Below are 19,528 nucleotides of genomic sequence, written 5' to 3' on the forward strand. Positions count from 1 at the left end.
GCTGCTGTCACAAGACGAGTCACTTTTTTGTGTAAGTTATTCATCAATTACAATCCTAACACAACAACTGATGACTGTTCAATCCTCAGGTGCATCCGATACGAAATGAGCGAACGCACCGAGGTGGCGGGAAGCCCGGCACAGTGATGAACTCCCGAACAGACCGCCCGGGAATTCAGGGATTGCGCTCAGTAGTGGATGTACTGCAGCGCGTGAACATTGGTCAGGGTGCGGGAATAGGTCTTGCCGTTCATGACGGCACCGCACTCCGAAGTAACTATCGAACCATCGGGGTTGATCTTCTCGACGATTGCCACATGACCATAGGTCATGTCGGACCCTTCCTGACCCGGCTGGAAGACGATCACATCGCCGACATTGCGGGGGGTGTTGTCGACCCAGTACCCCAGCGCCCTGGCCGAATTAGCCCAGTTCATGCCATTGCCCAGGTGGGAACCGACAGGCAGGCCCAGCTGATGACGGCGAACATAGGCCCACCACGTGCACTGGCTGAACTCGTAAGCGTTGCCTCTCTCACCAGTGGCATGGTTCGGGTTGAACCCCTCGGGAATCGCGTCCCGGTTCTCGTCCATCAGGTTGGCGACAACCGGATTCTCAGCCAGAGACTTGGACATCTGGCTAGCATCAAGATCACTATCACCGAGCTGCCAGGAACCCTCATTCGTCTGGGACTCGGTGGGAAGACTCTGACGGGTCTCCGAACGGGAAACGGTGGTGCTGCCATAGACGGTCGAATCCAGGGACCCGGCCGGAGTGGCCAGATAGCTCCCGGTACTGCTGGCCATGGGGGAAACCCCATCATTCCTGTTCTGCGAGAAAGTCAGAGAAGAAGCTGCGGCACCGACCAGAACGGTCAGGGCCGAACCGGTCACAAGGTGTGCGCGACGTGCCTCGGCCTTGGCGGCCAGGCGAATGGAGCGACGTGTAGGAGGGGCCACCTCATTAAGTTTCGCAACCAGGGCATCATCGGCATCCATGCCATCCTGTTGGGTGGAGCTCGAAGGAGGGGACACTAATCTGCCTATACGTGCGCCTTTCCTGGCCGGAGCCCTGTGCGCAGCATGCTTCATATATCAATCACTCCTATTGCGTTCCAACACGACTATCGTGTCGTACCACTCTAAAACTTCACAGGTGAACACCTTAAACCAAACCACTACGTTCGACAACTGTGATCGGTTGTCCATACTGGCGTACTCAACCCACTCCCTGTACGCCACCCAACTTGAGCAACCGCATGTTCATAAGGATTATACGGACTGGCGAGAAGTTGGTCAATTGTGGCCAGCGACATTCAATTACGGCGTGTTTATCCGGGCGTGTCGGCCTTTCTATCCACCGAAAGCGAACTGGTGCCGCTACTCAGACAGGGGTCGCGGCCAGGAGGAAGGAGCCGTTCTCCGTCGCCGTTCCAGTCTCCTGGACGGTAGATTGCGGCATGGTGACGACAACCCGCCCGTCCTCCGACGGGATGAAGACGGCCTGACCCTGCTTCAAGGTAACGGAGCTGTACTCGGTCGAACACTGGATCGCCCCCTCGGTACAGAGGAGGATGCGTGGACCCTTGCGGGGAATCATGAGCCGGCGCGGCCCCAGCTTCTCGATCAGGTCACCGTACCGCTGGTTCAGTCTTGCCATCAGGGGCCAGGCCGCCTCACCCGCTGACACATTCCCATATACCAGCATGTACTCGCTGATCTTGGGTTTGTAGGTCACCATGTTGTGCATGATCAGGGTGGCGATCATGGAGCTGGACGGGTCGATAGGGGCGTTGGGCTGGCAATCCAGACTGCGCAACAGGTTGGGGATGTCGCGGTGCTTGGGGGTCATGCCGGCACGGAGCACGTTGTCGGAGTTGGTCATGATCTCAGCCGCCGTACCGTGGATATATGCATGAGGGGTGCCCGCAGGAATATAAACGGACTCACCCTCCTCCAGACAGACCGGGTTGAGCATCAGCAGACACAGGACCGACGGGTCTCCCGGGAAGGCTTGTGCGGCCTGGAGTGCGTTGTCCATGACGGCATGGGCCTTACGCCCCTTGACCTTCTGGCTGGCCGACTCAAGGGCGGCACCAAGCGCGGCGGATGACTCCTCCGGAGCCGTGATGGCGGTATGGAAGGCCCGAAAGACTCGTCGCCTGGAGTCCGGCCATATCAGCGAGGAGACGGGCATCATGGCATCGGCCTGGGCGAACTGGGCCGGGGGAACCCCCATGTGGAAGGTCCGCGCAGTCAGGGCCTCTGCCATCAATCGGGCCAGCGGGTGGTCGACCGCGCGCAAGAGGGTCAGTTGGAAAGCCACCGGCGAGAAACCTACAGAGGCCGTGAAGGGCTCCAACGCCACCACCATCTCGTTCTTGGCCAGGGTGTCTTTGAAAGAACGGTCAGGCGCCTCCCGGGGTATGCCGGCGGCGTTCTCCCGGTTGAATCCTGCCCGGGCTTCGAAATCCAAGGGGTGAACCTGGAGGGATAGGGGTATCCGGGCGGATATTACCTTGAAGAGGTAGGGCAGGGTCGGGCCGAAGAGCCGCGAATCCTGCTCGCCCAGCATGGTCATGGGATCGCGCCGGATGGCATCGGTCAGGGGAACCGTGTCCCCACCGGAAAGAGTCAGGGCCGACGGGGATTCAGCGTGGCCACTGAACCACATCTCTGCCAGGGGTTCGGAGCTGCCGCCACCCTCCTGACCAAGGTGGAACATCTGCTGCAGTCGGTCATAGGACCCCCAGGCGTAATGCTTCTCCACGGCTCGGATCGGAAACACACAAGCCCCTTTCTGAAGAAGTCATTGCACAGATCGGGCACAAGGCCCCCGCCAATCACGTCATGATATGACAGGACTCGGTTTCGGAGCAAGATTGACAAAGACGCGGGTGTTACCTACATGGCCCGATGTCGAGAAATCGGATACAGTGGTAACCATGAAGCTTGCCCCAATTTTCGACCCGGATGTACGCAGACCCTCCCCCAAGCCGGTCCAGGTCGACCTGCGCAAGATCTTCCTTTTCGGAACAGTGGTGTGGACCCTGGTCCTGGCCGTCATGGCAGTCCTCAAACTGATCGGATTCGAAACCACGAAGCCGTTGATTGTCTGCCTTTCCGGTGTGGGAGTCGGCATACTCCTGATTGTCTGGGAGCATTTCAATCGTTGGGATTATCGCCGGTTGGCCGAGTAACGTCCTCTTCGTTGCCTTCCCCGGCCAGGGGCAGGATCAGGCTGAAGGTACTCCCCTGTCCTGGCGCACTCCATAGCGTCACGGAGCCATGATGGGTCAGGGCTACATGCTTGACAATGGACAATCCCAGCCCGATACCGATGGCTGTCTGCTTATTCTGATTGTCGGCACGATAGAACCGCTCGAATATCCGGCCCTGGTCGGCCTTGTCTATGCCCCTGCCGCGGTCGATGACCCTGATGATCGCGAAGCGCCCGTCCTTGGACGGCTGCGCCACCAGGGAGACCGTCGAGCCCTCCGGTGAATAGGAGATGGCGTTTTCGACCAGTTTGGCCAGGGCCACCCTGATCTGCTGCCCGTCGCCATGGATGGTCAGGGGTCTGTCACACCGCCACTGCAACCTGACATCGGCCAGGTCCGCGCTATCCCGCTCATCGCGAACCACTTCCTCGATTTCCCCGGCCACATCCAGGGTGTTCTCCTTGCTGGGTTTGATTCGCTCCTGAGCACGAATCAGGAGGAGCAGGTCTTTGAGTACGTGCCCCAGGTAGGCGCTGTACCGCTGCACGGAGGAGGCATCCTTTGAGACGCTGCGCAGGTGACTACGGAGGAGGTCGGGGTCGTCACCCTCCAGATCTGAGGTGGTCTTGAGCTGTGCGGCCAGCCCCTCCAGGGCCTGGACCGGCTTGAGCAACTGCCGCGAGACATTGGTCATGAAGGCATCCCTGGTCCGCGCAAACCTGACCGACTCACTCACATCGTCAATGAGGACCACGACCAGGGAGTCGTTTACTCGTCCCAGGGTGACCTTGAGCCAGTTGGTCCTGGATACGGCCCGGGCGCGGACGATGTCTTCTTCATCCCCATCTTCCGGCAACCCCTCATCCGATGCACCGGTACCCTGAGGATTCTTATCATCCTGGTCCGTTCCGATCGAGGCCACGGTATCGACGGCGAATTCCGTAGGCGTCCTTGTCGTCAGCGACAGGCTCCGACGCCCACCGGACCGGCGAACCTGCGCGATTGCGTCAAGGATTCGCTGGTCGCATATCTCGTCGTTCCCGACGATGCCGAGCCTGTAGGCATCAGGACTGGATCTGACCACCTCGTCGTCCCCATCGACCACCACAGTGGCTGCCGGAATCAGGGAAAGCAGGGCCTCGGTCGAATCGTCCAGGTCCTCTTCTTCCTCCTGATCGTCATCCTCCTCATGGTCTCCCAGGAAGCTGCACAGACGTGCCATGATCGATGCCATATGCCGACTCCCTCCGGTCTCTCTGCACCGACGGTGGACGTCGTGTCGTGGACCGATTGCCATTGATCGTTTCGGCACCATTCTCGCATACCCGATTCCGATTCAGCACACCCACCCGCCGCTTGCTCCGGACTTTTCCTTGCCGCCCCGGTCGCATAGACTGGAACCATACCGTTGACCAAGGCCGAAAGGGAACAGACATGCGAGTGATCTTCAACGAGGAACTGGGGCTGGTTGCCGACGACCTCGACCGTATGGCTCTGAGTGTCCGCGATGCCATCAAGAAGGCCGGTCGTTCCATGCTGAAGTGCGACGTCGAGACCGCCCAGGAAGTCATCGACGGCGATGCCGACATCGACCGCCTCCACGCCAGTATCATCGACCAGTGCATCAGGCTACTGGCCAAGCAGAGTCCTGTGGCCACCGACTTGCGTGTAGTGGTCTCCACGCTGAGTCTTTCGGCGACCTTCGAGCGCATGGGTGACCTGGCACGGCATATCGCCGAGACCGCCCGCCGGTCCTACCCCGACCCCACCCTGCCCGAAGAGGTCGTCCCCCTCTTCCAGCAGATGCAGGAGTTCCTGGACGTCCTGGCCGACCGCCTGGTCGATATGCTCTCCGACAGGGACACGACCATTGCCGAGCGGATCATCATCAACGACGACAAAATGGACAAACTCCACCAAAAGACGTTTGAATATGCGCTTTCCGACGATTGGAGGGGGTCCAGGCAACAGTTGATCGATATGGTCCTGGTGGCCCGCTTCATGGAGCGCCTTGGCGACCACGGCGTCTCGGCCGCCCGCCGCGTGGTCTACATCGTATCGGGATTCGATCCGTCAAAGGACCCCAGGGACCTGGACTCCGACCTGGACTGACCCCTCCCCCGCATCTGGCGTAGCCGACATTGGAAGGGGCCGCCTTTCCATACGCTCCCTGAGCGGAGTAAAACAATCGATGCATGAATCAGAGCTGTCCGGCACCCTGGTGTCGGACAGCTCTACTGATAAAAAGGACCACCGGTCAAACCATCCGGCTACTTGACGGAGCCGCGAACCACACCGGAGATGACCCACCGCTGGGAGAAGATATAGACAAGCAGCAGTGGCGCCATGGCCATCAGATAGGAAGCAAATGCCACGGTGTAGTTGGTGTTGTACTGACCCTGGAAGACGTACTGGGCCAGCGGCAGGGTTCTTGCGCTAGGGTCCGTCAGCACCACCAAGGGCATGATGAAGTCGTTCCATGCCCAGACACAGGTCAGGATGCCCACCGTAGCGTTCATCGGCATCAGGAGGGGGAAAATGATCTGCCTGAAGACCCGCCAGGTAGAGGCGCCATCAACCCGGGCGGCCTCCTCCAGCTCCATGGGAATGGAGTGCAGATAGGTCGTGTAGAGGAAGATGTTCATCGAGAACCCATACAGGGTATAGAGCACAATCAGTCCGGCCTGATTGTCCAACCCGAGCAGACCCGTCTCTTTCACGACCGGCAACATGACGATCGGGAAGGGGATGAACATGGCTGCCAGGAAGTAGTAGTAGACGATCTTGAAGAACGGCCTGTGCATGTTTCTTGCCAGAGCATAGGCCAATACGGAACTGGTCAGCAGGGTCAGAACCACAGAGCAAACCGTTATCAGTGCCGTGTTCAGCAGGGCGCTGGGGAAGTTGGTCCGCTCCCAGGCCTCGGCGAAATTGCTCCAGTGCACCGGGTTCGGCCACTCGAAGCCGGTTCCCTGGGCCAACTGTTCAGGGCTCTTCAGGGCAATGGCAACAGCGAAATAAAGCGGCACCAGAACGGTCAGGGAGCAAACGGCAACCAGGGCCGTCAACCACCAATTGACACCGTGGAGGCGCCTGCCGAAGCTTCTTCCGGTATGAGGCGACGCATCGGTCGACTGTGCCGGGGCTGAGTTCATAACTTGACTGGCGGTCATGGCTCTTAATCCTCCTTCGGATTAAGGTAACGGAGCTGGATAAAGGAGAGGGCCGTGATAATAAGGAAGAGAATCGCGGCATCGGCGGACTGGTAGGCGAATTCCCCTCCCGTGAACCCTCCCTGGTATATCTGCAAAGTCACGGACTCGGTGGCCATGCCAGGCCCTCCATCGGTCAGGGCGACTATCTGGTCGAAGGCCTGCATGAAGTTCTTGATGTTGAGCACCACGTTGATGGTCACGTACCCCATGATCAGGGGCAGGGTGATGGACTTGAAGGCCTTGAACCCCGTGGCCCCATCAAGCGAGGCGGCCTCATACAGGTCCTCGGGTATGGTCTGCAGACCCGCCAGATAGATGATGATGGCGAAAGCACAGGCCTGCCAGACCGTCACGATGACGATGGGAATCCAGGCCCAGTGCTCGTTGGTCAGGATGTTGTCCCTGAGCAGGGGAATCGAAGAGAATATCCTCGGCACCGACTTGGAGAAGAAGAACTGGAAGACATAGCCGATGATGAGCATGGACAGGACGTAGGGTATGAAGAATATCCCCCTGAAGAAGTTCCTGGCCTTGATTTTGGCATTCAAGGCCAGGGCGACCGCCAGGGAAATGACATTGGTCAGTATCGTGGCCACCAAGGAGAAGAATATGGTGAACAGGTAGGAGTGCATAACCCTGTCGTCCCCGAAGAGGTTGATGTAGTTCGAGAACCCTACCATGCGCCACTTGCCGTAGCCGGCATAGTTCGTGAAGCTGAAGAAGATGCCGGCCAGCATGGGGATGGTGTGGAAGATGGCGAACAGAATGACAAAGGGCCAGACCATCCAATAATAGGTTGCCTCCGCCAGTTTGCGGCGCTTGCGCCTCATCGTACCCCCGCCCACTGCGGGTCGAGCCTGTGTCATAGTCATGGGATTGCCTCCGCTCACTCGATGGTCCTGGCCGCGACCTTGCCCCACTCCTTGTCGAGTGTGGACAGGGCCGAATCAAGGTCGCCATCCAGCATGGCCTTGTTCAGAATGGGGTTGTAACTGATGCTTGAGGGTATCTGATGATCCGCATACCCCTTGATCCTGCCGGAATCGATCCAGTACTGCGCCGGTTTCAGGGTAGGGACCTCATCGACCGGAATGGACGAGAGGGAGGGGATGAGCTGCTGGGACTTGACGAATCTGCGCTGCACCTCATCGGAGAAGAGATAGTCGATGAAGGCCATTGATTCCTTCTCATGCTTGGGATCGGCACCCATGGTGATGGCCACATCCCCTCCCGAGACCAGGATGGCATCCCTGGCGTCGTCCGTCGGATAGGGGAAAAAGCCTATATGTATCTTGGGGTTGATCTGCGTGACCGGGGCCATGGACCAGTTCCCGGCCAGGAGCATGGCCCCCTCGCCCCTGGCGAAGGCCGAGTTGCCGTCCTCGTATGTCATGGTTCTGACATCATTGGTCGAGTGCTGGTATATCCAATGGAGTCGTTCCAACAGAGGCTTGAAGTTCTTTTCGAAGGAGACGGGTGAATCCGGTCCCACACTCCTGCCCTCGTCACGCATCTTGTCCCAGAACCCGTCATTGTCGTAATAAGGTGCCAGGCCGTCGAAGGGCGTGGAAACACGGTTGGGGTCGCCAAGGGTGCCGATGAAGGGAGCCACTCCGTTGGCCTCCAGCACGGTCACGGCATTTTCAAGGTCCTTCCAGGTACGTGGTTCCTCAATGCCGTAGCGTTTGAAAATATCGATGTTGTAGGTGATGCCGCAGACGTTGCCTGCGTAGGGAAGCATATTGATCTGCCCACCGTCGCGCCCCAGCCCGTTAATCACAGACTGCATGGCCGGCCGCACCCGTGGGGCGATCGAAGTCTTGCTGAAATCATAGAAGACGCCGGCCTTGGCCATCTTACCCATGCTTCCATTTGGGTTCAGAGCTATGACATCGGGGGTGCGGTCCTTGACCAGGAGGGCCCTCAGAGCCGTATCTGCGGATGAGACCTGATTCTGCACCACCTTGATATTCGGGTGCGACTTCTCGAAATCGGCGATGATTCTGGAGTAGTCCTCCACTGCTTCAGGCTTGGTCTGGAAAAAGCTCAGGGTTGTCACTTCGCCCCCTCCCGAGCCGGCACACGCAGACAGGGGTGCCAGAACCACCACGGCAAGCCCCACGGTAATGGCACGCATCAGCTTGTTCTCTTTTATCTTCATTGACAGTTCTCCTCTGCCCGTCCGAACCGGCCTGGATTGATGCCGAAGTTCGACTTGCGATTGCAACCCATCGGGATGGTGAACACCTGAACCGCCATTGGCACCCCGATTGTTGATGTAAACGTTAGCACCCGCTTCTGCGATTGGCAAGCACATCAGAGCCTTATAAGGTCGTCACGATGGAATGGCTTAAAATCAGCGCTCTACCAAAACTCGCGCTACGGGGAAAGAGATGAGCGCTGACTAAAAACCAGGCATTCTATGTATACGTATCCACTCACATAGCTCCCCATGATAGTATTCCCTTGGTATTGCAAGCCTGAGCGGGGGAATGGAGGGGGCATCGTGGGAGCATCCATACAGGACGTGGCCGAACGGGCCGGGGTCTCCATAGCCACAGTCTCCCGGACCTTCACCCTCCCCGACAAGGTGCTTCCGGAAACCAGGAAGAAGGTCCTCGAAGCCGCCCGGGAACTTGACTACACCATATCCAGATCCGCATCGGCCCTGAAATCGGGGAAGTCATCACGAATCGCTTTCCTGACAGGCGGGGAGTTGGACTCCTGGTACGACTCCCACGTCCTGGCGGGACTGAACTCCATCCTCCATGACGAGGGGTACGACATACCCCTCTATGCCGTATCCGATGTTCAGGAGCGTCACGCCTTCTTCTCCGACATGTCCATCAAACGCAACGCTGATGCCGTCATGGTCGTGTCCTTCCAGATATCCCACACTGAAGCGGACAAACTGGCAACGACCGGCATCCCCCTATTGGGAATCAACACCGAGCCGATTCCGGAGTTCTCTGCAACGGTCGGCATTGACGAGACCAGCAGCATGGAACTGGTTGTCAACCACCTGTTCAACCAGGGACACCGCAGCATTGCCTACGTATGCCTGGACCCGGATACCGAGTCCTTCAAGTGGAACGGCCGTGCTCGACTCCAGGCTTTTCTTTCCTCGTGTTCCAAGCTCGGCGACCAGGTGGAACCCACAGTCATCCATGCGCCCAAGGACGAGACGCGGGCGGATTACGCCCTTTCCCAGCTGTCCAGGATGAATCGACCCCCCACGGCCGTAATCTGCATGAACGACGAATACGCCCTCCCACTCATATTCTGCATGCAACGCTCAGGCTGGATGGTGCCCCGGGACATGTCGGTGGTCGGATTCGACGATTCGACCTATGCTCGCGAGATCGGGCTGACCACCATTCACCAGGACCCCTACGAAATGGGACGGTCAGCGGCCACTACCCTCCTTGGACTGCTCGCTGGTCAGGAGCCCTCCGAGAGCGTACGGATCCAACCCTCCTTCCTGGCTGTCCGCAGCACCACGGCACCCCCGGAACACTGACAGGTATCCGTCAGGTCATCCCGACGTTTGATTTTATCGATGTATACGTTATCATTGGCTGAGGAAAGCAGGAATCCGCAATGAGGGGACTCCTGGAACGTGTGCCGGCCAAGGATCGATGCCCGGCGCGATACGGACTTTCCACACTCTTGCTGGAAGGAGCAATTGATGCCGGTTCCAACCCCGGAAACCCAGGAAACCACCGCCGATATCTCTCTGATGGGATACGACCGGAAAGGGGCGGCACGAAACAGGACCAGCCTCTTCGCCGCAGCCGGTCTCGAATGGCCCGACGGTATGGTCATGGAGTGCGACCTGGGCAGGTTCACCGACTACCCCTTCAGCGTGGATGTGTCCAACAACCGACTCCTGGCCGCCCTGGACAGGAGCGGTCAGGTCAGAAGAGCCGTTACCGCGGTCGGACTCGATGACGTACGAGGCAAGACCATTCCCGGTGTCTACGTATATAAGAAAATGGCATTCTGCCAGGGACACATGGGGTTGCAGGTCTCCTGCCATGGCCGCAGGAGCCAGTCCCCCGCACTCTCCTTCATTGATGACCTCATTCCCGTTTTCGACGCAAGCATCGACGGCCTTCACAGTCGGACCACGGTCTTCGTGCCGCAGCAGGGCGGGCGGCGGCCCCTGAGCATGATCCAGCTGTGCAGGCTGACCAACAAGGGCAGTGGGCCGGTGGACGTGGACCTGTCCACCCTCACCTCCGTTCAAGGAAAGGACGGAACGGCTCCCCTCCCCCTGTCGGTCAATCTCCTGGACGACCACCCGAAGAGCCAGGACCGTATCGACCGGGATGCCTCAAAACCTGACATACCCCTTCAAGGAACCGGAAGGATCCATCTGGAAGCAGGTGAGAGCCAGGACGTGGCTGCCGTCCTCGATTTCTCCGAAGACCGGAGGAATCTAACCACGTATGCAAGCGTCCAAGACTGCCGGAAGGCCCTTGAAGAGACCCTGACCGTCCGGCGCAACCACCTGGGAAGGATGACCATTCCCGAGGATCCCTGGTACGGCGAACTTGTGACCCGCTCAGCCGAACTGGCCCGGCAGAGTCTCCTGCTCCTTGACGACGGGCGGGCTGCCGGCTCGTTCTGGGGATCCAACGCCAACCCGCTCCCGGATGTGTGGACCCGCGACTTCGGATATTGCGCCATGGGGCTGGTCGACAGCAATCCAGACCTGGCCAACCCGATGATTGAGTTCCTGGCCCAATACGGCATACCAGAGCAGGCCTGGGAACGCGAGGCCAGAATGCATCCGGATGCCAGCGGATTCGAACACTCTCTGGGTAACTCTTGCCTGGCCGTCATCCTGGCCTCGATGCTGACGCACCGGCACGGGGCAAAGGCCCTCCAAGTCAACCAAGCGGTGTTCTCCGACTACGTGCGCAGACTCGCCTCGGACCTGATTGCAAAGCGACCAGCACCCGGACGCCTTTATGAGACTCTGTATATCTCGGATGGACCCTCTCGCGGCGACTACCACACCGGATCCAACATACTGGCCTGGAAGGCGGCCAAAGCCATGGCCGAGGACTTCACCGACCTCCTGGACGAAGACCAGGCTGAGCAGTTGGACGACATAGCGGACCAACTTCGCCGGTCACTGAACGACGAGTGTGTCCAAACCATCGACGGCATGCCCATGTACGTGGAAGGAGCCAACGAGGATGGAACCATCATCGGTGTCCATGATGGGGAGGAGAGCGACCTGACCCTGGCATCGGTCTATGGGTTCGCCAGCCGCGACGACGAACGAATCCGCAATCACGCCATCTGGGCCCACAGCACCAGCGACCCCTACTACGCCCCAGTTACCGGAGGAATCGACTTCTGGGACTTCGATGACAGCAATGGAATCACCTATCCCGGTCACATCCATGGCCTCTGCCGGGCGAACACCCGGGAGGAGCTCAATCGGAGCCTGCTCGAACTGCGCAAGACCACCGACCTGGACGGCTCATTCTGGTGGTGGCCCTTTGAACATGCCGAGCAGGACCCGACCCGAGTCAAGCGCGGTCTGGGCAAGTGCGGTTGGTGCGCCGGCGAATTCGTCAGCTTCTTCCTCCACGACATCATGGGCATCGAGCGCGACCAGGATACCCGCAGCATCAAGGTGGCCCCCTATACGCCATGGGGGAGCTTCACCTGGGAGGGGTTGGCCTTCTGCGGGGGGACAATCGACTTCGGACAGGATGGGAACACCCTCCATTTCACCAACCGGACCGACGAAACCCTCCATGTCAGCCTTCAGATCGCCATGCAACCAAACACCATGCTGGAAGATGTGACGCTGAATGGCGAGAGCAGACGATACCAGGCCAGCGTGCTCCACCTGCATGACGGGTCCGCCGTCAGAGTGGAAGAGAAAGTCGCCCCCGGGACAAGCATCAACCTGCAGATCAGGACCAGATAATCACCGGGCATCGGGAAGACACCAGACTCGCCCGGTATATAAAAGGTGGTGCCCCCTCATTGAGGGGGCACCACCTTTTATGTGGACTGGTGATACCAGGCCGGACTGAATTACCGACTCAGAATCACTTCTGGCCCTGGGCGGCGACGGCAGCGGCACCGGCGGCGGCCGCCTCCGGGTCCAGATACTCACCACGGGGCTTGATGGGCTTGAAGTTCTCATCCAGCTCGTAGAGCAGGGGGATGGCCGTGGGGATGTTCACCTTGGCAATCTCTTCCTCGGTCAGGTTGTCAAGCATCTTGACGATGGCCCGCAACGAGTTGCCGTGGGCGGCAATCATGACGGTCTTGCCGGTCTTGAGCTCGGGAACGATATCGCTCTCCCAATACGGGGTGACGCGCGTGACCACGTTGGCCAGAGCCTCTGCACGAGGCACGGGATCGCCTGCGTAACGGGAATCATGCGACTGGGAGTACTTGTCGTCCGGATCGATCTCGGGCGGAGGGGTGGCATAGGAGCGACGCCAGAGCATGAACTTCTCATCGCCGTACTCTTCGCGAATCTCGCTCTTGTCCTTACCCTGCAGGGCTCCGTAATGACGCTCGTTCAGCCTCCAGTCGCGCTTGACGGGAATCCAGAGACGGTCCGCCTCATCCAGGGCGATGTTAGCGGTGTTGATGGCGCGACGCAGGAGGGAGGTGAAGACGATATCAGGCAGAACACCCTTGTCCTTGAGGAGCTTGCCGCCCTTCTTGGCTTCAGCCTCACCCTGCTCGGTCAGCGGGACATCCACCCAACCGGTGAACTGATTGGTTTTGTTCCATGCGCTCTGGCCATGCCGGAGCAGTACTAGTTTGTAAGTCATATACAAGAGTCTAAGACTTGAGTGGGACTCCCGACCAGGTTTATCTCAACCTGCTCCCCTTCCTGAAACAAGCGGAGGGGATTACCGAGGTTCTCCCGAGTACACGGCATATCGCGGGAGAATGAGACATCTCATCAGAGGGCCTATCGGCCGGGCGATATCCCGAAATCGCCCGGCCCCAGTGGTTGAGTGTCGCCGCAGTCGACCATCCAAATCAGTGCGGCGCCAACAAGACGGGCGGAGCACTGCAACGCAACCTGTCACAGAGCTACCGACGGTTCAAAGACCTACCACTCGTCGGCTGAGAGTCACACCAGTTCCAGAAGAAGCCCGACAGTCCAGCACAGAGCCGACACCAAGGTTCCCTTGCCTGCCAGCACAGAGGCCTTGGACTGATGCCCCTTGGCGAACTTCATGCAAATGAGGAGGAGGAAGGCCGCGATGGGGATGACGATGATGACAGCCGGGACGGAAACCGTGCCGAAGGTCCAGGAAATCGTGACGAACTGGACCAGGGAAATCAGAATGCTGATTGCATAGACCAGATAGAGGGAAATACGCGCCATCCTCTTTCCCACCAGGACCGCATACGTGTGTTTGCCGGCCTCCCGGTCCGAGTCGATGTCGCGATAGTTATTGACCATGAGCAGGCCCACGGAGTTCAGCCCGCAGACACAGGCAGCCAGGATTCCGGTCAGGTCCACGGACCCGATGATGAAGTACTCGGTACCCAGGGTTGCCACCAGCCCGAAGAAGATGAAGACACTGAGCTCACCCAGGCCATGGTATCCGTACGGGTGCTTGCCGCCGACATAGAACCATCCGGCAGCCAGACAGCAGATGCCCACCAGAATCATCCACCAATGACCGGTGATGGCCATGACAGCCAGCCCCATGACACAGGTAATTCCAGCAGCGATCAGGGTGGCTCGAAGGACCTTCCGGGGATCCACCCCTGCTGCGACCAGGCGTTGGGGCTTCCCTGAGACCGCCTCGGCAGCCCCGCGATTCTCGTCGGTTCCGCGTATGCCATCCGAATAGTCATTGGAGAAGTTCGCGGCAATCTGCATGGACAGGGCCAGGAAGACGAGCAGGACGAAGACCACTGCAATCCTGCCGGGAGTGGCCTGAATCAGATTGGGATCGGGAGGGGTGACCGAACAGCCACTGTTGCACTGCTCCTGAAGGCGGGCCCGGACCACCAGAGCGGCGGCCATGCCCACACAGACAGGCGCCACCGAGGCAGGAAGGGTCTTGGGCCTCATACCGTTAATCCACAATCTTGTATTCATCGCAACTCCTCATGCATTGGCAATTGCCACAAACCTGGCCCAGCTGTATCCGCCGGTCGCGCCGGTGGGACGAATCAAGCCAGGGGCTTGACCAGGGGGAAGGTGATGGTCTCCCGGATGGAGGCACCGGTCAGAGCAATCAGAAGCCGATCGATACCCATGCCCATACCCCCGGCCGGCGGCATACCGACACCCAGAGCCTCCAGGAAGTCCTCGTCGATATCCATGGCCTCCACATCGCCCTGGCTCGCCATCTTGGCCTGCTCTACGAAGCGCTGACGCTGGACCACCGGATCGTTCAGCTCGGAATATCCGGTCGCCAATTCGAACCCGCGCACGTAGAGGTCCCACTTCTCCACGACGCCCTTCTTGGTTCGGTGGGCCTTGACCAGAGGGGAGGTCTCTACGGGGAAGTCCCGCACGAAGGTGGGCTCGTACAGCTTGTCCTGCCAGAAGTGCTCCCAGAGATGCTCGACCAGCTTGCCGTGGTTTTCGGCCGGCTCCTCCTCCAGGCCCAGCTTGTCGGCGATGGCCCGCAGGTGATCCTTGCCTGTCTCCGGGGTGATTTCCTCACCCAAGGATTCAGACAGGGACTCGTACATGCTGATCTGTTTCCATTCGCCACCGAAGTCGTACTTCTGCCCGTCGAGCAGGGTGACCTCCATGGAGCCGAAGGCGTCCTTGGCGGCGTTCTGTATCAGTTCCTTGGTCAGATCACCGATGGTGTCGTAGGTGCCATAGGCCTGATATGCCTCAAGCATGGTGAACTCCGGGGCGTGGGTGCCGTCGGCACCCTCGTTGCGGAAATCACGGTTAATTTCGAAGACCCGCTCAATGCCTCCGACCAGGCAACGCTTGAGGAAGAGTTCAGGGGCGATGCGCAGGAAGAGATCGATATCGAAGGCGTTCATGTGGGTGGTGAAGGGTCGCGCCGCCGCTCCCCCATGGACGGTCTGCAGCATGGGGGTCTCCACCTCCATGAAGTCATGCCCGTCGAAGGTGCGACGCAGGGAGGAGACGGCCGCCGAACGGTGCCTGACCATATCGCGCGCCTTTTCATCGGCGATCATGGCCAGGTAGGGCTTGCGGGTACGCTGCTCTTCGGTCAGGTCCTTGTGGAGGGCCGGCATGGGCCGCAATGCCTTGGCGGCGATATCCCATTCGGTGGCGAAGACCGAGAGTTCACCGGTCTTGGACGACACCACCCTGCCGCGCAGGTACAGGTGGTCGCCCAGGTCGACCAGCTGCTTGAACCGCTTCAGGGAATCGGCACCTATCTCCCTCTTGGAGACCATGCCCTGAATACGGGTACCGTCGCCCGAGGAGAGCTGAACGAAGCAGAGACCACCGCCGTTGCGGAGGAAGAGAACGCGCCCGGCGATGCCGACCACGTCCTCGGTCTCCTGGCCGGGTTCAAGCTTGCCTTCATAACGGTCCCGAACCTGGTTGATGGTCTCCGTCACATCAAGATGAACCGGATATGGCTCAAGGCCATCCTTGAGCATCTGCGCACGCTTGGCCACACGGATCTGCACCTGCTCGGGATGCGCCTGGGGACCGAATTCCTTGTTGCTGGAGTCTATGGCCTCTTCGGGGCTGGCTCCGGATTCAACCCGGGCAGCGATGGCGTTGTCCTGATCCAGCAGCATCTGGGCACGCTGGATGGTATTCATGCCCTCTTCGCCGGGCTCCTGGTCCTGTGGTCTTTCAGTGGTTTCGCTAGTCTCACTCATAACCCAACAGTGTACGCAAAAGCCGATACACGGCACCTATAGATGAGCCCCAACCGCCACGCCGAATGGTCTTGTACCACCCCACCGTGTAAAATCAAGGACTTGTCACGGGGTATAGCGCAGCTTGGTAGCGCGCTTCGTTCGGGACGAAGAGGCCGGGGGTTCAAATCCCCCTACCCCGACGGACACACGCAAGGGCAGACGGTTATCGTCTGCCCTTGCGTTTTATTTGCCCTGATGCGTCTATCCGTAATCGCAACCGGACGTTCCTCTGCACGTAATCACTTCCATCACCGATGCAGACAAGACCACGGCAACGGTGTGACCAAATCAACGTCCGTTTCCCGCGTTCAGTCATGCTAGCGGCTTTAGAATGGGAACACTGCTCTACGTACCGCCAGGTTCGCAGTGTCATCAAAGGCGAGGGAGGCCACATGGTCGACGACAGGCAGGCCGACAATCATCAGGGGGAAGACTCCGCAGTACACATGCAGACTGACGGGGAATTTGACAGCCAGGCGTTCCTGGACGGTCTGGATGCCATCTTCCAGGCAGGCAAGGCCAAGGACGATGCCGAACCTTACCTCCAGCAGGCCCTGGTGGATGCCGAAAATGCCGGAGACGACGCAGGACTCCTGACCGTACTCAACGAGACCATGGGCTTCTACCGCTCCCAGGGACGGCACAAGGAGAACATGTGGATTATTCAGCGGGCCATCGAGCTGGCCACACGGATGCGGATCGAAGGCTCCGAGGCCTGGACCACCACACTGATCAATGCAGCCACCGGCCTGCGCGCAGCCAAACAGTATGGCCAGGCAGAGGACCTCTACCAGCAGGCCCTGTCCTCGGCCGCAAAAACCCTGAAGCCCAACGATAGGCGACTGGCGGCCCTGCACAACAACCTCTCCATGCTCTACAGCGAGACCGGGCGGTTCGACCAGGCCGAGCAGGAACTACGCCAGGCGATGACCATATTGAAGGACTCAAGCCCCGATCCCTCAGCAGACCTGGATCTGGCATCAACCAACACCAATTTGGCTCTCCTGCTCCTCCAGGAGGGTACGGACGGCAAGCACGAGGATAAACGCGAGGCAATCGTTCAGGATGCCACGAACCACGCCGTCAAAGCCCTGGAAATCTACCGGCAAGGTCATCTGGAGGAGAGCGCCCACTATGCCTCGGCGCTGGCTGGATACGCCCAGGTCAGATTCTTCGCCGGCCGGTTCGACCAGGCAGTACAGGCCTATCGTCAATCCCTGGCAATCATCGAGTCCAGGTACGGCAAAGGCAGCGACTACTACACCATCACCAGTCAGAACCTAGAGCAGGCAGAAGAGGCAGCCAAGGAGGCCAGACAGGATCCCGATGCCGTCGAAGCCTCCCTCCCCACTGCCACACGTCCGTTGGCAAATGGAAGGAATACCGGCACCGACAACGATTCAGTTACCGGATACAATCTGGATTCCTACAAGACTTCGACCACACCTGACATCAGTGGTCTGGCCCTGTCAAAGGCATACTGGGAGCAAGTCGGCAAACCCATGATTCAGGAAAGGTACCCCCGATATTTCAGTCGTATGGCTGTGGGACTGATGGGGCATGGGTCGGACTGTTACGGTTTTGACGATGCCGTCTCCAGGGACCATGATTTCGGACCCGGGTTCTGCATCTGGCTGACGGAGGAGGACTACCAGGCCATTGGCGAGGATCTGGAAGCCGACTACCTGGCCCTCCCCCAGGACTTCATGGGCTTCCATCCCCGTACCGACAGTGTCCGGGCCAAGGGGGCCAACAGGAGGGTCGGCGTTTTTGAAATCGGCGACTTCTTCGAATCCCTGACCGGGTACAGGCAGGCGCCTCCCGAGGATCATCCTCACGAGTGGCTCCTCCTGGACGAGCCGACCTTGGCCGCCGCCACGAACGGGAAGATCTTCGCCGACCCCCTGGGCAGGATGCTCTCAGTCCGGCAGGGTTTCAAGAACATGCCGGATGACGTGCGTTTCAGCCTCATATCGCGCCGCCTGGGCATGATATCCCAGGCGGGTCAGTACAACCTTCCCAGGTCCCTGGCACGTGGGGATGGGGCGGCGGCGATGCTCTCCATCAACGAATTCGTTCGGGCCACCGCCTCCCTGGTCTTCCTGGTCAACAACCCCCTGACCGTCGGTTACCTCCCCTACTACAAGTGGCAGTTCGCGGCCCTGCGTCGTCTCAGCAGACTCATGGCCGCCCGACTGGGAGAGGTCACCCAGGAACTGGAGGACGTTCTCAGGCTCGCCTCGGCCGCCTGCTACGGCGGAGCCGGATTCGGCGAGGGTGGCAAGGGGGCAGGCCCTGCCGCCAAGCAGGTACAGGAGAAGATAGAGGGCATCTGCGCTCGGATCGTCCATGAACTGCAGGCCGAGGGGCTCACGAACAGTCAGGAGACCTTCCTGGAATGGCAGCGCCCCTATATCGAGGCACATATCCATGGCACCGACCCGGTCCTGCACAGCATCTAAGGGACCCGCGAAGGGCAGCAAAACGGGGCGAATCCGGAAAGGACGTCGAATGACAAGCGAAGACGACGAACAAGACCAGCGGGATGACCAATCCCTGCGGGAGGATATCGTCAGGCACGAGTGGGCTCAGTTCCAAGGTGTCAACAACGAGGGCGGCCCTGCAAACTGCCAGGGGAACTGGCCGATTTTCCACCAGATGAGACTGAGCCAGTTCATGACCTGGCCGGCCGACCTCCTATCCAGCTATGGCGACGATCTGAACCAGGCCGATGCCACGGGGCGCAACCTCCTGACCGAGAAGTACGGAAGGATGATGGAGTCCACGGTCCCCGACCAGTACCGGCGCGACATCGCCCCCTACCTGCCGAAACTGGGCATCGAGCGTCAGACCCGACAGGAGGCCATCATCGACCAGCAGGTGGCCTGGGCCAAGGAATTCCGCGAGCGCTACCCCAGACTTGGCAGGGAGATGAGGGTGCTCAGAACCAGCCAGGACACCCCTGATTCCACCTCGTTCGAAACCTACCTCCGAGGGGAGTTGAGCACCTATTCAGCCAGGACCCTGGGCCTGTATGAGCGGATGATTGCCGACATGGTCTCCCAAGGGCGAAATCTGACGGCGGAGACAATCCTGTTCACAGTCAAGCAGAACGGGTTCAACAGCCTGGATGAGGCTGAGCGGGCGCAGTCCTAGGCAGGGCGAGACCTCCTCGCACCATGTATGGGTCAGGGACTCGCTAAAGTTG

The 19,528-nt window shown here is 59.5% G+C and carries 15 protein-coding genes and 1 tRNA gene; 7 read left to right on the top strand and 9 right to left on the bottom strand.

The annotated features are described in order from the left end of the window. Positions 1-188: 188 nt before the first annotated feature. Positions 189-1,091 carry a CHAP domain-containing protein gene (locus tag BINDI_RS05250; protein ID WP_033490562.1) on the bottom strand — a complete coding sequence of 301 codons (903 nt, stop codon included), beginning with the start codon at positions 1,089-1,091 and terminating at the stop codon, positions 189-191. Between the two features lie 292 nt (positions 1,092-1,383). Next, entirely contained in the window at positions 1,384-2,787 is a 1,404-nt protein-coding gene (manA, locus tag BINDI_RS05255) for a mannose-6-phosphate isomerase, class I (protein WP_033490564.1), read from the bottom strand. Positions 2,788-2,944: 157 nt separating this feature from the next. On the opposite strand from manA, the gene BINDI_RS05260 reads away from it, so the two are divergent. Further along, positions 2,945-3,199, top strand: a complete 255-nt coding sequence (locus tag BINDI_RS05260) for a hypothetical protein (protein WP_033490566.1) — start codon at positions 2,945-2,947, stop codon at positions 3,197-3,199. Here BINDI_RS05260 and BINDI_RS05265 read toward each other — a convergent pair. Further along, positions 3,165-4,454, bottom strand: a complete 1,290-nt coding sequence (locus BINDI_RS05265; RefSeq protein ID WP_052108843.1) for a sensor histidine kinase — start codon at positions 4,452-4,454, stop codon at positions 3,165-3,167. The genes BINDI_RS05260 and BINDI_RS05265 overlap by 35 nt on opposite strands. A 200-nt stretch (positions 4,455-4,654) precedes the next feature. On the opposite strand from BINDI_RS05265, the gene phoU reads away from it, so the two are divergent. Further along, entirely contained in the window at positions 4,655-5,332 is a 678-nt protein-coding gene (gene phoU / locus BINDI_RS05270; RefSeq protein WP_033490568.1) for a phosphate signaling complex protein PhoU, read from the top strand. A gap of 158 nt (positions 5,333-5,490) precedes the next feature. Here the strand turns inward: phoU and BINDI_RS05275 are convergent, their stop codons facing one another. From BINDI_RS05275 to BINDI_RS05285, 3 genes are read right to left on the bottom strand one after another with little or no spacing between them, the layout of a single operon-like run. Beyond that, positions 5,491-6,375: a carbohydrate ABC transporter permease gene (locus BINDI_RS05275; RefSeq protein ID WP_033490569.1), complete on the bottom strand. Its 885-nt coding sequence runs from the start codon at positions 6,373-6,375 to the stop codon at positions 5,491-5,493. A gap of 23 nt (positions 6,376-6,398) precedes the next feature. Next, positions 6,399-7,307 carry a carbohydrate ABC transporter permease gene (locus BINDI_RS05280; RefSeq protein WP_081830881.1) on the bottom strand — a complete coding sequence of 303 codons (909 nt, stop codon included), beginning with the start codon at positions 7,305-7,307 and terminating at the stop codon, positions 6,399-6,401. A gap of 14 nt (positions 7,308-7,321) precedes the next feature. Next, the gene (locus BINDI_RS05285) at positions 7,322-8,596 is read right to left on the bottom strand and encodes an ABC transporter substrate-binding protein (protein WP_033490571.1); all 1,275 of its coding nucleotides are present in this window, start codon (positions 8,594-8,596) and stop codon (positions 7,322-7,324) included. Between the two features lie 345 nt (positions 8,597-8,941). On the opposite strand from BINDI_RS05285, the gene BINDI_RS05290 reads away from it, so the two are divergent. Then, complete coding sequence (locus tag BINDI_RS05290) at positions 8,942-9,955, top strand: LacI family DNA-binding transcriptional regulator (RefSeq protein ID WP_033490572.1); 1,014 nt, start codon at positions 8,942-8,944, stop codon at positions 9,953-9,955. Between the two features lie 168 nt (positions 9,956-10,123). After that, positions 10,124-12,388, top strand: a complete 2,265-nt coding sequence (locus BINDI_RS05295) for a hypothetical protein (protein WP_033490574.1) — start codon at positions 10,124-10,126, stop codon at positions 12,386-12,388. 124 nt (positions 12,389-12,512) lie between these two features. Here the strand turns inward: BINDI_RS05295 and BINDI_RS05300 are convergent, their stop codons facing one another. From BINDI_RS05300 to lysS, 3 genes are all read right to left on the bottom strand, one after another. Next, positions 12,513-13,253 carry a phosphoglyceromutase gene (locus BINDI_RS05300; RefSeq protein ID WP_033490576.1) on the bottom strand — a complete coding sequence of 247 codons (741 nt, stop codon included), beginning with the start codon at positions 13,251-13,253 and terminating at the stop codon, positions 12,513-12,515. A gap of 308 nt (positions 13,254-13,561) precedes the next feature. Next, a complete protein-coding gene (gene menA, locus BINDI_RS05305; RefSeq protein ID WP_081830812.1) occupies positions 13,562-14,545 on the bottom strand; it encodes a 1,4-dihydroxy-2-naphthoate octaprenyltransferase in 984 nt (327 codons plus the stop codon). A 74-nt stretch (positions 14,546-14,619) separates the two neighbouring features. Beyond that, positions 14,620-16,278, bottom strand: a complete 1,659-nt coding sequence (gene lysS / locus BINDI_RS05310) for a lysine--tRNA ligase (protein ID WP_033490578.1) — start codon at positions 16,276-16,278, stop codon at positions 14,620-14,622. 108 nt (positions 16,279-16,386) lie between these two features. Between lysS and BINDI_RS05315 the strand changes: the two genes are divergently transcribed. The 3 genes from BINDI_RS05315 to BINDI_RS05325 all read left to right on the top strand — a co-directional run bounded on the left by BINDI_RS05315 (position 16,387) and on the right by BINDI_RS05325 (position 19,476). Then, a tRNA-Pro gene (locus BINDI_RS05315) sits at positions 16,387-16,460 on the top strand. Positions 16,461-16,712: 252 nt separating this feature from the next. Next, a complete protein-coding gene (locus tag BINDI_RS05320; protein WP_033490580.1) occupies positions 16,713-18,782 on the top strand; it encodes a DUF4037 domain-containing protein in 2,070 nt (689 codons plus the stop codon). A 49-nt stretch (positions 18,783-18,831) separates the two neighbouring features. After that, the gene (locus BINDI_RS05325; protein ID WP_051875711.1) at positions 18,832-19,476 is read left to right on the top strand and encodes a DUF4125 family protein; all 645 of its coding nucleotides are present in this window, start codon (positions 18,832-18,834) and stop codon (positions 19,474-19,476) included. Positions 19,477-19,528 lie beyond the last annotated feature (52 nt).

Origin of the sequence: Bifidobacterium [indicum] DSM 20214 = LMG 11587 (genome assembly GCF_000706765.1) — a bacterium.
Classification (GTDB): domain Bacteria; phylum Actinomycetota; class Actinomycetes; order Actinomycetales; family Bifidobacteriaceae; genus Bombiscardovia; species Bombiscardovia coryneformis.